This window comes from Brevibacillus sp. HB1.4B (genome assembly GCF_013284285.1).
Taxonomy (GTDB): Bacteria; Bacillota; Bacilli; order Brevibacillales; family Brevibacillaceae; genus Brevibacillus; species Brevibacillus porteri.
This window is the reverse complement of the sequence record NZ_JABSUT010000001.1, coordinates 424,924-438,434: the sequence shown is the minus strand read 5'-3', so window position 1 is coordinate 438,434 and position 13,511 is coordinate 424,924. Positions and strand designations below refer to the sequence as shown.

The following is a 13,511-nucleotide window of genomic DNA, read 5'->3' as shown; positions in this document are numbered from 1 at the left end:
GTCGCTACAGCTCGCTTGCCCATCCGATGGGTTATATTCTATATATATAAGAAAGACTGGCATACTAAAATGCCGAAAAAAGGATGGCTCTCCTTCCTAACGAACTGTTTATCCCGTAGTTTAACTTTTTTGGAGGACATTTTGATGATAAAAGTTGGCATAGTCGGTCCAAAAGATTCAGTAGATGCAATGGTAGCTGTGGGACGTGAGTTTTCCGATCACATCCTGCTCACCTCCTTTATTTATCAAGGAGTGGAACAAGTACCTACCTATGTAGCCGAAAATGATATGGAAACAGATATCTGGTTCTTCTCTGGAGTCGCCCCCTATTCGATGGCAAAAGCGCATATTGGCAAGAAAAAAGCCTTTTATCCGCAAGTCAATTCAAGTGTCCTGACCAAAGTATTGCTCGAATTGGTATACCGCGATGGCTTTTCTTTAGATCGCGTGAGCTTCGATACCATTTCGGAAGCACATTTTCGTGAGACTTTAGAGGAATTAGGCCTGCATTGTGAGAATCCATACCTAATGCCATATAAAGAATTCAGACAGAGATCTGAATTGGTAGCCTATCACACCCGCCTTATTCAGGAACGCAAGGTAGACGCTTGTGTCACGGGAACGCTTTTCGTCACCGAGGAATTAAAACGACAAGGAATCAGGGTATACCGAATGGGCTTCACGCGCTTCATATTTCGAGAGATTTTCAAGCAAATTCTGCAGGAGGGCGAAACGCTCCATTTCAAGCGCTCCCAAATTGCTGTTCAATTGATTGAGGTAACCGACATGGAAAAACTCGAAAATGAGCCTGCAAACGCCTACGAACTACGCCGCCTCGACCTGAAGCTACAGGAGCTAGTGCTGGATTACACGGAGTCGATATCAGGCAGTTTCGTCGCCGTTGGCAATTCCAAGTTCATCATTTTTTCCACCCGGGGTTCATTCGAAGAAAATCCAGAATTTCACCCCACGATCCTTTTGGAAAAAATCAAGCTGCTCACCAATTCGCATGCCAATATGGGAATCGGCTTTGGTGTCACAGCATTATCTGCTGAGCGCAATGCACAGCTCGCTCTCGGCCATGCAAAAAACCATAGAGATGCCGCCATTCTTGTCGACCATGACGGTTCGATTGAAGGACCACTGCGTCAAACGAACAGCATCACCTACGAATATTGGACTCAGGACAAAGAAATCAGTGAAAATCTGAAAAAAGCCGGTGTCAGTATTACGACGTTTAACAAAATCATTTCCGTCCAAAAAGCGCTGGGGCAAAAATATATCAGCGCCTCGATGATCGCAGAATGGATGGGCATGACCCCTCGCAATGCGCGAAGAATACTAAGTGATTTAGCAGAACACAACATCATCGAGCTCATTGGGGAAGAAACGCCAACGAATCGAGGGCGCCCACGGAAGATTTATCGTATACTCCCCTCCCCACAAACCACTTAATTGTTTCTCCATGAGAAAAGCGTAAGCTTGTGATTTCCAGAAAACTTCTTTTGTGGATCATTGCTTACGCTTTTTTCTTGCGCTGTTTCTGTAAACCATCCAAATATCATACGAATTGGGGGTCATACACATGCCGGTTCATCCACAGATTCAACAAATATTAGATGTCTTCAACCGCTCACGCAATGATGTTGATTTCAGCCAATTGACACCACAGATTATGCGAATGGCGACTGATCAAAATCGAGACTCAGGCGTAGAACCTGAACAGGTAAAAAAGGTAGAGAATCTTTCGCTTCCCTTAAAAGGCCGTTCTATTCCGATTCGCATCTACACACCAGAAGGTCATGCACCCTTCCCTGCACTTGTGTACTATCATGGAGGCGGATTCGTGATCGGTAATCTCGAAACGGTAGACTCGGTATGTCGCAACATCGCAAATAACGCAAAATGTGTGGTCATTTCTATCGATTATCGGCTCGCTCCTGAGCATCCTTTTCCTGAAGGATTGGAAGATGCCTATGATTCTCTCCTCTATATTTCAGAGCATGCCGATCAGTTTGGCATTGACCCATCGCGGATTGCCGTAGGCGGAGATAGTGCAGGAGCTAATTTTGCAGCAGTAGTGAGTCTCATGGCGAAAGAACGACAGGTCCCGTCTATCGTTTTTCAATTATTAATAAATCCAGCCGTAGGAATTGTGGACACCGATCTCTATCCATCCATGCAGGAAAATGCGAGTGGCTATTTGCTAGATGTGAAATTGTTGAATTGGTTCCTCGGTCACTATATACCTCCGACTGCCGATAGACAAAATCCATATCTTGATCCGATCAATGGAGCCGATTTCACTGGTCTGCCTCCTGCCATGGTGATTACAGCCGAATACGACCCTTTGCGAGATGGCGGAAAAGCGTATGCAGACAAGCTACGCGAAAGCGGTGTGGATGTCATCTATCGAAATGAACAAGGCATGATCCATTCCTTCACTGGATTCCATACGTTTATCAAGCAAGCTCAGGAATCGCTGGATGAGATGTCGGCACAATTGCGAAAAGCTTTCAAAATGTAGGCCATATTGGATAAAAAAAGCGTAAGCATTGATTCGGGCAATTCTCACTTCCGAATCGAAGCCTACGCTTTCCTTTTCATCTTTTACAAGCAGTATGCTCTATACCGTCTTCGATGGCTGAACAGATTGTTTCTTTTGAACACTGGCAACAATCACACCCACGACAATCAACAAGGAGCCTCCCACTTGAATCGACGTTACCTGGGAACCAAGCAGTAAAAACCCGACCAGCATCGCTACAAAGGGCTGCAAGTTAAGAAAAATAGCTGCTTTACCCGTCCCTACCACTTTTAATTGTTGATTCCAGACGATTCCACATATTCCTTGCATCAGGATCGCGGTCAAAATGAGCATCGCCCATGCCCACACTTCGTGGCTGATCTGCGCCCCTGGCTCGATCGTCAACAGCGCCGCTGGAGTCAAAAACAAAGTGCCAACTGTCGTCGAGTACACGGTGGCAATAAACGGCTGCATGGTTTGCGTCAGTTTGCGAATGATGATCATGGAAGACGAGAATGTGACCATGGCAATCACAATGAGTAAGACTCCTTTGGAAATGGAGAGTCCTGCCCCAATTCCGACTACGAAGAATGTTCCCAATAGAGCCAAGCCAGACCCAAGCTTCATACGCAAGGTAAACTGTTCCTTCAAAAACAATGAAGCCAGCACTGCAGTGACGATCGGCGCCAAGGAAAGAATCAGCGATGCCGTTGTCGCATCTGTCGTCAAGAGCCCATTGAAATACGCCGTTTGATTCGCCAGCGTTCCGATCAAGCCAAGCAAGACAAGAAGTCCTAGCTCACGAGCAGTGATTTTTACGAATTTTTTGGTCAGCCACGCGTAAATGATCAGAAACATAGACGTGAAAAGCAAGCGTACATCTGCCAAAAACAGTGGCGGAAACTCTTTGACCAACATGCTTCCGAACACAAAATTACTGCCCCACAGCGTCACACAAAAAAGCAATAGCAAGTACGACCGAATCATGATTGTTCCTTCTTTCACCCGATGCATTATTCTTCCGTTAGCTATCGTACAGGAGAGTGCGCAAAAAGTCCATGAGCTGATATGCTATCGTTTGATGGAAATTATGTTTGGTTGTACACACTGTCACATAAAAAAGACCAGCGAACGACTTGGTTCACTGGTCTTCCCTTGCTTTGTTTCAGTCAGCAATTGTTCTGGTATTATTGTACCATTTCTTCCATAGGGGTTTCCTCAGTTGCCTCCAGTGCCCCTTCCATCTGCCCTGCCTCTTCTACTGCCGTCTCTGCCGCTTTCTCTTCCTCTTTCACTTCCGGCTTCTTCTCTGGCTCCGTCGGCGCGATTGCACTCGCCACGAGTGCCGCGTATTTTTGCGAGCCTTCCTTATTCGGGTGAACACCGTCTTTGTAAAAGTAAGAGCTTTGCCCTTCACTTGCGGCATACCAATCCACAAGCACGACATGCGGATGGGCTATAGCAGTTTCCGCCAGCATCTTATTCACAACACTTTCCCACGGCTTAGGTACGCGGGAATTGACGAGAATGATTTGCTCTACGCCATCCAGCGATTGCAGTAGCTTATCGAGCTGGCCTTTACTAAATGCTCCGTTCGAGCCTAATTCAATCACAACACGATTTCCCAATTGTCCTTTTGCTTTAAGCTGCGCAATCACGTCAGGAGCTTGCGACATTTGCCTTCCGATTTTGGCATCCACGATGATTCCTGGCAATAGCTTCTCCAGATAAGGAGCCACATCCAGCATGACAGAATCACCAATCACCGTGATTCCTTTTCCGGAGCCTATCGCTTTGATCGGTTCCTGTTTTTGATCAGGCTGTTTGGAAGCATTCGAATCTTTCTGCTTCTCCACAGGCTTCTGCTTTTGTGCGTTGTTATTTGGTTTCTGCTCGTTTTTCGGCTTTGTTGGTGGAGTAGCTGGTTTTTGAGCCGTTTCCGGTTTCTTTTCTACGATTGGCACCTCAGGACCATGTGGCTTGTCGGGGACCTTCGTCTCGGTGACCGTCTGCGTTGGCTGCGTCACATTTCCAGCGGTCGCATCTGACGTGAGCGAAGCGATCCCATAATACGTGACACATAGAGCGATCGCGCAACCAGTAGCCAATACACGGTTTAACCGTTTTGTTTTCTGCCCAGCCTTATTGGAACGATGCCAGATTCTGCCTAATGCACCGTAACGAATAGGCTCTTCTAGATATTTAAATGACAACGATGCCAGCAAAATGCTTGCGAGGAGCTGTAAAACCGCTCCAGGTACCGCCATCCACTCCCTGTCCGCTAAAAACGGATTCGTCCAAACGATAACAGGGTAGTGCCACAAATAAATCCCGTAAGATCGAACACCGATCCAACGCAATGGCTTGCAGCCCATCCATTTCGCCAAGCTGCTGGCCGGATGTGCGAGTACTGCGACCAGCACAGCACTGACAACAGACAGGAGGACTAGCCCGCCCTCGTACAAATAATCATCATACTGATTCGTGTTCCAAATGCTGTACAAAAGAATTCCTAAGCTCAAGAGACCGCTCAGATCAAGCGTCAATCGCGCTTTTTGGGAAATGTTCGTCGTAAGCAAGCGACTCGGCCACATCATGGCGAGTGCGGCACCGATCAGCAACCCGAATACCCGTGTGTCCGTTCCGTAATAAACACGACTCGGATCAAGACCTGGCTCATACATGACGGCCATGGAGATGGCGGATAGTGCAGCCAGAACCAAAGTAATGATCATAATTGGCCCCCTGCGCTTCAGGAAGCGGAGCCCCAGAGCGAGTACCAGCGGCCAAATGACATAAAACTGTTCTTCTACTGCCAATGACCACAGATGGCCTAGTGGTGAAGGCGGACCGAATTTTTCAAAATAAGATACGTCATGAAAGACCAGCCACCAGTTACTCACGTAAAGAACAGCTGCTCCAACATCTCCGCGGATGGTGTCCAACTGCTCTGGCGAAAAGATAGCTACTCCTGCCATCACCACAAACAGCATGAGGAAAAGCGCTGGGAGCAATCTTCTAGCACGGCGCAACCAAAAGTCTTTCATGTCGAGTCTGCCATTTCGATTCCATTCTGCAATTAATAAGTCTGTAATTAAATATCCCGATAAAACGAAGAAAATACCGACACCCAACAATCCCCCGGGTGCCCAGTCGTAATTCAAGTGATAAATAATGACTGCGAGTACCGCCAGCGCACGAAGCCCGTCGATCCCAGCCATGTATCGGCTGCTTACAGCTTTGATCGGTTCAGGCATGCTGGTGGCCTCCTATCGTTGCATGTTGGCGAGTGATTAATTCGTTCTGATTATTAATTCTTTTCGTACCCATCGTCCTTTTCGTATTTTTATGGTGATTCTTCGTGCTCGCCATGCAAAACATCTGCATTCTCCCCTTTTACTTCCGTTCTGTTTTCTTCATTTGTTGTTGGGGGCAGTCATTACACATCGGGAATTGCGTGCTCTATGAATGCAAAAACCCCTGTTTCTGGAATCGTGAGAAAACGGGGTTTGGTCTCGTTCATTATCTTTATGGAAAATGAATTCTTCCCATCATCGTTGCCCGTATTCAGGATGTGATGAACTACTCACTATCTCGTTGTTTTCTGTTCACTTACTCCCTTATATATGCATCACACCTTCCTTATTGTGGATGGTTTCACAAGGAAATTACCCGGTCCTTGTCTTACGTTAGACGCTTGCTGAATAGTTGTTTGTAACCGTATTATATGACGGTTTCGGGGGATAACTCGTTACAAACTGTTTACATTCTGACCATGTTTTTTCCCGGTAGAAACGCGGAACAAAAAAGAAGCTGCTGGTATACTTTCCCCCCATCAGCTTCACGATTGTAGATCATCGCAGACCACCACTGTCAGATGCAAAATGCAACGTGTTTACTTGTCACAAAAGATTTACTGATCAACCGCCTGCATCAGTTCGTAATTTTTTGCGAGTTGTATTGACATTCCTGATTGTCATTTGTTGATAAACCTTTGAGCCAATAAGTTTCTGCTTGATGTACTGCCAAATCCAAAAGCTTGTATGTATCGTCTCTTCCAATTTGTGAGGAATGGTTGCTTTGAATCGGTATCCCCCGAAGAAAAGCGACATCAACCCGATTATTCCCCTATCACTTCCATTTTCGCCAATCGAAACGGGAAACACAAGACAAAAATAAAATCCCCATCGATTACCAGCTCCGACGAGGATTTTCGCTTGATTATCCAATTTTAAATGTGATGAGTAAACAAATAATTCAAGAAAAAACCACCGCTGACAACTGCAATCACCATGCATACGATGCCACTTTTCACCCGTTCCGAAAGTAATCGCATAAATCCAAGACAGAAAAAGACTCCTGTGACCAAAAAGTAAGCGACTCCAACCCAAAAAACATTCCAAGGCAAGCTCGCAAAATCTACGTTACCCAAACGTGAACACCATCCCTGTCCGATTCTACTGATTCCTTCTATGTACGATACTCCATTATAGCATTTGTTCACGCTTACTTTCCCATTTTTGCAAAATGCGTAACAGAAGTGTCATACATCCCGTCTTCATGTTTTCTACACAATCGTTTGGTACGCTTTCCCCAACAGCTCAAAGGAGGAAAAAGTGCACATGAACAAACGGAAAATACGCCCATGGGCTTATCCCTTGGTTCTAGGTGGCGTTTTGCTGTTAGCCGCCTGCTCCACTGACAATACCACAATGGATCATAATGGACACAACATGAATTCTTCACCCCAAACAACAGCAGAAACGCAACCGCAGCAGATGTCTGCTTCCAGCGACTCGTCGATGGAGGTGCTTACAGGCAATACATTTACCCTCACAGCAAAAGAAAACATGCTCCACCTCGATGACAAGACCATGAAAAACGCATGGACGTACAATGGAACCGTTCCAGGTCCACAGCTTCGTGTCAAACAAGGAGAAACCATCAGCGTGACATTGAAAAACGAATTACCCGAGCCGGTCACCATTCACTGGCATGGCTTACCCGTCCCGAATAACATGGACGGAATCCCTGGTGTGACCCAAAATGCCGTAAGACCAAACGAAAGCTTCACCTACAAATTCAAGGTGGACGTTGCCGGGACATACTGGTACCACTCGCATCAAAACAGCGCCAAGCAAGTAGACAAAGGCTTGTATGGTTCACTTGTGGTAGAACCGGCTACACCAGAGCCAGCTGATAAGGACTTTACCCTCGTTCTGGATGAGTGGATGCAGGACGATAGCATGGCGGAAATGCACGGAAGTGGCATGAGCCATGGCATGAGTGCCCCTTCTTCCGATAGCTCGTCCTCTGGTGGTCACAACATGGCCGGTATGGAGATGCCCATGAGTGACGCTGAGATGATGCCGTTGATGTATACGATTTTTTCCGTGAACGGAAAAACAGGCCCGGCAATCCAGCCGCTATCTGTTAAGCAAGGAGAGAAAGTCAGAATCCGCCTGATCAATGCTGGATACTTGAACCACAAGCTGAACCTGCAAGGTCATGAATTTAAAATCGTGGCAACAGACGGGCAGCCTATTAATAATCCGCCCCTTGTAGGAGGCCAGCTCCTCAATATCGGGCCAGGAGAACGATATGATCTCGAATTTGTCGCAAACAATCCTGGCAAATGGTTATTAGAGGAGCGCAGCACAAATCCAGGCGCCAAGTCCCTCGTCGTGCCTATCGTCTACGAAGGCTCAGAAACAAAAACAGCCAAATCCGAAGCTGGCGATATGCCAACGATAGACATCACGAAATACGGCGAAGCGGCAAAAAGCAGCTTTACGCTGGATCAGAAGTATGACATTACGTATCAAATGGATCTGAACACGGAAACGGCAGATGGAAAAATGGCCTTTACCATCAATGGAAAAACGTTCCCGGATGTCCCTCCGCTCAATGTCAAAAAAGGTAACCTAGTCAAAGTCACAATGGTGAACAAATCACAAAAAGATATCCACCCGATGCATTTGCACGGACATTTCTTCCAAGTATTGAGCAAAAACGGACAGCCTATCTCAGGCTCCCCTCTGGTCAAAGATACGCTGAACATTTTGCCAGGTGAATCTTATGTAGTCGCCTTCGAAGCTGACAATCCAGGTGATTGGATGTTCCACTGCCACGATTTGGGCCATGCTGCGCAAGGAATGGTATCCGAAGTAAAATATGAAGGCTTCAAGCCAGATTTCGTCGTCGATCCTACCGTCGGCAACATGCCGGAATAACCATAGAAAAAAAAGCAGGAAGCCACAATGGCTCCTGCTTTTTCCTTACGCCAATACACCGTCCAAAGACGTTTTCCACTCTACCCCAGCTGGGAAAACATCCTGTACTTGCTGTCTCAGCTGGTCATTTTCGCTCAATTGCGGACTCAAGATCGATACCAGACCGCTATCCTCTCTCGAACGGATCAAACGCCCGATGCCTTGACGCAGTCTCAGCAGCATGTAAGGCATATCTACCTCGTCGAAAGGATTCGCTGCACTTTTTCGTTTTGCTGTAAACACCGGATCATTCGGCGGGAATGGCAGTGACCAAATGATCACATTGGACAGCGAAGGCCCCGGAACATCTAGCCCTTCCCACAGGCTCACCGCACAGAGGCTGCTTTTCTCGTCGTTCTGGAATTGAGAGATCAGATGGCTGATTTCCGCATCTCCTTCAAACAAGAATCGCAGATCCGTACAGGCAGGCTCGTTTTTGATGGCGGTCTTGAATTGCTGTAATTCCTCCATGGAGGAAAACAACAGCAGCGCACTACCCGCTGTTTTTTGCAGCAATTGGGTAGCCTGTCTCATTTTTTCCGCAAATGAGTCGGTCGCAGAAAGAGTCGGTACGTATACCTCCATTTGCTTGTCGTACTCGTACGGAGAAGCCACCGAGAAAGACAGGTATTGCTCAATACCCAAGCTGTCCGCCACATACTTGAACGATCCATCAACAGATAGAGTCGCTGACGAAAAGACAATCGGCATCTTTTGTGAGAATACGCGCTCTTCCAGTACTTCCTGCACCTTCTTTGGCATGACGACCAAGGTAGGTCCTGTAATCTCTTCACTCATCCAGGAAATGACGTGAGCCGGGTCTTGGAAAAGTCCCAGTGCCAGCTGCATCATTTCCAAATGCTCTTCGACAATTCGCAGCTGGAACTCGTCCAACGTATACAGACCACCCTCTAACGCCAGCTCTTCTTCAATCCAACTGACGAGACTCGTAAAACGGTGGATGGTTGCAATGAGTTCAGGATGGAAGTGAATCTCTTTGCGGTTAGAGCCCATCACAGCCTTGCTCTCTTCGTTTAATCGGGAGAACATTTCTTCACTCTGAGCAATGGCTTCTTCAATGGCAATGGCGAGCTCTTCTCTTATCTCACCCTTCAAGACACGCGTAATCGTTTCTTCGAACACGGAGTGATTCAGCTTGTACGTTAATGCTTTTTGGGCAGCAGGCTCCAGCAGATGACCCTCGTCAAAAATGACCGAGCTATGCGGTGGCAGCAACGGCAGCTGACCTCCGCGCTTGCGGATCTCATAGGTCCACACATGCTCCATATAAAAGTCATGGGAACAAATGATCAAATCGGCCGACTGACGGTAATGATTTCTCGAAAGGGTCTGCCCACAGCGGTGCTGTCTATCGCACACAAAGCAATCCTGAAAAGTATCCCAATTCATCTGCGCCCATTCTTGATCATCCAGATCAGGATATGTGCTACGATCCCCGTACGGATAAAACGACTGCAAGGCCTCATGTGTGTGAACAAATGAAGGCAACTCTTGATAAATATGCTGGAAAGCTTCGCCTGTCTCAGGCTGGAATCTCGCCTCATCCAGCTTGCGCAAACAGAGATATTGGTCCGGAGATTTACCGAGTCTCGCGTCAATCGTCAGGTTGAGATGACGAGCCAGTTTGGCAATATCGCCTTCGGGTTTTACGAGCTGCTCAATCAACGACTCATTCGCACAGGCAATGATGGCGGGCTTTCTGGTATATCGTGCATAGCAGATGGCGTACAGCAAGTAAGCCAATGTTTTTCCCGTGCCCACTCCCGCCTCTGCAAAAATCGTTTGCTTTTCTATAAAAGCCCGTTCAAGCTGAAAGGCCATGTAGATTTGCTCATCACGCACCTCGAATCCAGCCTCAGGCAATACTTCATAAAAAACGTCCGCTACCCAATCACTCACCTGAGAGATGAACGGCTGGGACGGATCGTAGGCAAAAGGATAACGTTCCAATTGTGACCTGCCTCCAATAATGAAAAGAATCGTCAATCATAGATACCAACATGTTATGATGACATGTCTTGACGATAAACACAATACAGATGAGAGAAAAAACCATTCCTTTTCGTGGTAAGATAAGGATGGTAGAAAAGTAGAATGAAACAGGAGTGAACAAGCCAATGGAAAAAGTAATGTTTATTGAAATAGGAATGGGCATCGACATGCATGGACAAAACGTCACCAAATCCGCAGTCCGCGCTGTTCAGAATGCCATCCATCATAATTCGATGCCTGGACTGCGTTCTGTCCTGCCAGGAAACGATATCCATAACATGAAAGTAAATGTGAGGCTGGCCGTTCCTGCTGACAAGGACAAGCTCGACTTGGAAACGGTTCGTAAAGCACTGCCTTACGGGGAAGTCTCCTTCGAAATCGTAGAGGGTGGCATGCTGACGAGCAGTGGAGTCGTGATCGCTGAAAAAGAGGACAAGAACGACCTTGCCTATATCGTCATTGCTTCGGTAGAAGTAGGATACTAGAATAGCGGCTCATCCACTACATGTGGGTGAAACTGATAACGCTCCAACTCTATTTCTCCTGCTGCTGACACGACTATCCCTTCGCTTTCCAAGGCCATTTTTTGCAGCGTGAACGAATCCAAATCTTGCAATCCGATCTTTCCTTGGGCGTTGATGACCCGATGCCAAGGAAGCTGGTGCTTTTTGGACATGGAATGAAGGATGCGAACGATTTGTCTGGCAGCCCTTGGACTCCCGGCCAACGCAGCAATTTGCCCGTACGTCATGACATGGCCCGCTGGAATCCCGGCAATAATATTTAGTGCGCGCTGCGTAAATTCGGTCATGATGACTACTCCTTCTTGCTTGATCAAATCAAAAGGCTTGTGATTTCTTGCGATCACAAGCCTTTTCTGCTTTTATCAGGTTAAAACAGACTTTCCAGCTCGTCAACCAGACTGCCGACGTATGCGACAGCCTCGCGGATTGGCTGCGGATCTGACATGTCCACGCCAGCTTTTTTCATCAGTTCCAGCGGCGTTAGTGTTCCCCCGGCTTTGAGTACCTCAATCCAGCGATCAACAGCAGGCTGTCCCTCTTCCTTGATGCTTGCTGCCATTGCTGTAGAAGCGGTCAAACCAGCTGCGTATGTGTAAGGATACAGCCCCATGTAATAGTGCGGTTGGCGCATCCATGTAAGACTCGCTGCCGCGTCCAGATCAACTGCATCACCCCAGAAGTCTGCGAGCACTTGCCCTTTCCATTCGGAGAGCTGTTTGGCAGTCAAAGGTACGTCTTTTTGCGCTGCTTCGTACACTTTTCGTTGCATTCTCGCTTCTAACAGATGCGTGACAAAGTTGTGATAGTACGTATTCATCAATTGCAAAATGACCCAACGCTTCAAACGAGGATCGTCGGATTGCTCCACGATGTGCTGCGCGAGCAAGAGCTCATTGAGTGTGGAAGGCGCTTCGATAAAGTACAGCGATGGACGAGAGTTCGTAAAGCTTTGCTCTCTTGTCGCCAGCATAAAGTGTCCGCAATGACCCAGCTCATGTGCCAGCGTGAAAGCACTGCGCATATTTCCCGACCACGTAATGAGAATGTAAGAGTGCTTGCTATATGTCGTTGAGCAGAACGCACCTGTCGATTTGCCCACGTTGTCTACGTAGTCGATCCAGCGTTCATTCAGTGCTTTTTCCATAATGGCTGTATATTCAGGACCCATTACTTGCAAGGAAGCCAGTATCTTTTGCCCAGCTTCTTCAATCGTAATCGGTGGGCTGAATTCTGGATCAAGCGGCGCCTTCAAATCACAAAAGGCCAACTTCTCAAGACCGAGCTCTTTTGCTTTCAACTTCGCATAGCGACGCATGTGCGGAGCGAGCTCATTGCCGATAATATCCAGAATGTTGTGGTACATATCCAGCGTAACTTGCTGTGGTTTAAGCAGCATGTCCGTTACGGTTTCATAGCCACGCAGGCGAGACATGACTGTCTGTCTTTTCACCTCAGTCGCGTATACCGCAGCGAAGGAGTTTTGGTAAGAAGCGAGTGTCTTCGAAAAGGATTCGTACGAAGCACGGCGCAGCGTCGTATCGGAAGACATCTCATAATCGGTCTCAAACAACGCGAAGGATACTGGACGCTCATTTCCTTCGCTATCATGGACGGGTCCAAATGACATATCCGACAGTTTTCCACGAGCGTAAATGTTGTATGGTGCAGAGAAAACCTCGCCCATCGCCGCAAACGCTTCTTCGGTCTCGGCCGACAAGCGGTACGGCTTTGTTTCCAGCAAATCATTCAGGCTTTTGCGGAATACTTTGAGTCCTGGTTCTTCCGCCAAGAAGCTCTCGATTTTTCCTTCAGGCAGTGCCAAAATCTCGGAAGGTATAAAAGAAAGCGCAGCATTCAGCTGGGACACGACATCCCCTACCCGTGCAGAGTTCGCTTGGTTTTGTGGATTCGTCCCGTCTTCAGACGACCGCAGTCTGGCATACGTCGCTGCGATATTTGCCCGAACATGGATCGCCTCGTTTGCCTCCAAGCATGCCAATAACGTCTCTCCGCTCGTATGCAGCTGACCTTTGAATGCAGTGACGACAGGCAGATGCTGTACAATTTCTACTAATTCTTGCTCCCACGCTTCCTGGCTCTCAAACAGATCGTTCAGGTTCCACGTATACTCGACAGCGACTTGATCACGTGTCTGTCTTGTCTTCACTCTGACTG

General features: G+C 47.5%; 10 protein-coding genes. 4 read left to right on the top strand and 6 right to left on the bottom strand.

Annotated features, from left to right (window positions below):
* Positions 1-144: 144 nt before the first annotated feature.
* Both HP398_RS02270 and HP398_RS02265 read left to right on the top strand, forming a co-directional pair.
* Positions 145-1,455 carry a helix-turn-helix domain-containing protein gene (locus tag HP398_RS02270; protein WP_017248298.1) on the top strand — a complete coding sequence of 437 codons (1,311 nt, stop codon included), beginning with the start codon at positions 145-147 and terminating at the stop codon, positions 1,453-1,455.
* Between the two features lie 130 nt (positions 1,456-1,585).
* A complete protein-coding gene (locus tag HP398_RS02265; RefSeq protein WP_173621693.1) occupies positions 1,586-2,527 on the top strand; it encodes an alpha/beta hydrolase in 942 nt (313 codons plus the stop codon).
* Positions 2,528-2,626: 99 nt separating this feature from the next.
* Here HP398_RS02265 and HP398_RS02260 read toward each other — a convergent pair whose 3' ends face one another.
* The 3 genes from HP398_RS02260 to HP398_RS02250 all read right to left on the bottom strand — a co-directional run bounded on the left by HP398_RS02260 (position 2,627) and on the right by HP398_RS02250 (position 6,959).
* Complete coding sequence (locus tag HP398_RS02260; RefSeq protein ID WP_173621692.1) at positions 2,627-3,514, bottom strand: DMT family transporter; 888 nt, start codon at positions 3,512-3,514, stop codon at positions 2,627-2,629.
* A gap of 200 nt (positions 3,515-3,714) precedes the next feature.
* The gene (locus HP398_RS02255) at positions 3,715-5,784 is read right to left on the bottom strand and encodes an acyltransferase family protein (RefSeq protein ID WP_173621691.1); all 2,070 of its coding nucleotides are present in this window, start codon (positions 5,782-5,784) and stop codon (positions 3,715-3,717) included.
* Between the two features lie 974 nt (positions 5,785-6,758).
* On the bottom strand, positions 6,759-6,959 hold the full coding sequence (locus HP398_RS02250; protein ID WP_017248292.1) for a hypothetical protein: 201 nt from the start codon (positions 6,957-6,959) through the stop codon (positions 6,759-6,761).
* A gap of 190 nt (positions 6,960-7,149) precedes the next feature.
* On the opposite strand from HP398_RS02250, the gene HP398_RS02245 reads away from it, so the two are divergent.
* Complete coding sequence (locus HP398_RS02245) at positions 7,150-8,760, top strand: multicopper oxidase family protein (protein WP_173621690.1); 1,611 nt, start codon at positions 7,150-7,152, stop codon at positions 8,758-8,760.
* A gap of 45 nt (positions 8,761-8,805) precedes the next feature.
* Here the strand turns inward: HP398_RS02245 and HP398_RS02240 are convergent, their stop codons facing one another.
* Complete coding sequence (locus tag HP398_RS02240; protein WP_173621689.1) at positions 8,806-10,770, bottom strand: ATP-dependent DNA helicase; 1,965 nt, start codon at positions 10,768-10,770, stop codon at positions 8,806-8,808.
* Positions 10,771-10,937: 167 nt separating this feature from the next.
* On the opposite strand from HP398_RS02240, the gene HP398_RS02235 reads away from it, so the two are divergent.
* Positions 10,938-11,297, top strand: coding sequence for a Lin0512 family protein (locus HP398_RS02235; protein ID WP_173621688.1), 360 nt, complete (start codon positions 10,938-10,940; stop codon positions 11,295-11,297).
* Here the strand turns inward: HP398_RS02235 and HP398_RS02230 are convergent.
* Entirely contained in the window at positions 11,294-11,623 is a 330-nt protein-coding gene (locus HP398_RS02230; RefSeq protein WP_106834013.1) for an MGMT family protein, read from the bottom strand. The two genes, HP398_RS02235 and HP398_RS02230, sit on opposite strands and share 4 nt — an antisense overlap.
* Positions 11,624-11,703: 80 nt before the next feature.
* On the bottom strand, positions 11,704-13,503 hold the full coding sequence (gene pepF, locus HP398_RS02225; protein ID WP_173621687.1) for an oligoendopeptidase F: 1,800 nt from the start codon (positions 13,501-13,503) through the stop codon (positions 11,704-11,706).
* Positions 13,504-13,511 lie beyond the last annotated feature (8 nt).

Excerpts from the sequence above, each read along its gene's own strand:
- HP398_RS02270 (WP_017248298.1), top strand. The coding sequence starts at position 145 with ATGATAAAAGTTGGCATAGTCGGTCCAAAAGATTCAGTAGATGCAATG.
- HP398_RS02265 (WP_173621693.1), top strand. The coding sequence starts at position 1,586 with ATGCCGGTTCATCCACAGATTCAACAAATATTAGATGTCTTCAACCGC.
- HP398_RS02260 (WP_173621692.1), bottom strand. The coding sequence starts at position 3,514 with ATGATTCGGTCGTACTTGCTATTGCTTTTTTGTGTGACGCTGTGGGGC.
- HP398_RS02255 (WP_173621691.1), bottom strand. The coding sequence starts at position 5,784 with ATGCCTGAACCGATCAAAGCTGTAAGCAGCCGATACATGGCTGGGATC.
- HP398_RS02245 (WP_173621690.1), top strand. The coding sequence starts at position 7,150 with ATGAACAAACGGAAAATACGCCCATGGGCTTATCCCTTGGTTCTAGGT.
- HP398_RS02235 (WP_173621688.1), top strand. The coding sequence starts at position 10,938 with ATGGAAAAAGTAATGTTTATTGAAATAGGAATGGGCATCGACATGCAT.
- HP398_RS02230 (WP_106834013.1), bottom strand. The coding sequence starts at position 11,623 with ATGACCGAATTTACGCAGCGCGCACTAAATATTATTGCCGGGATTCCA.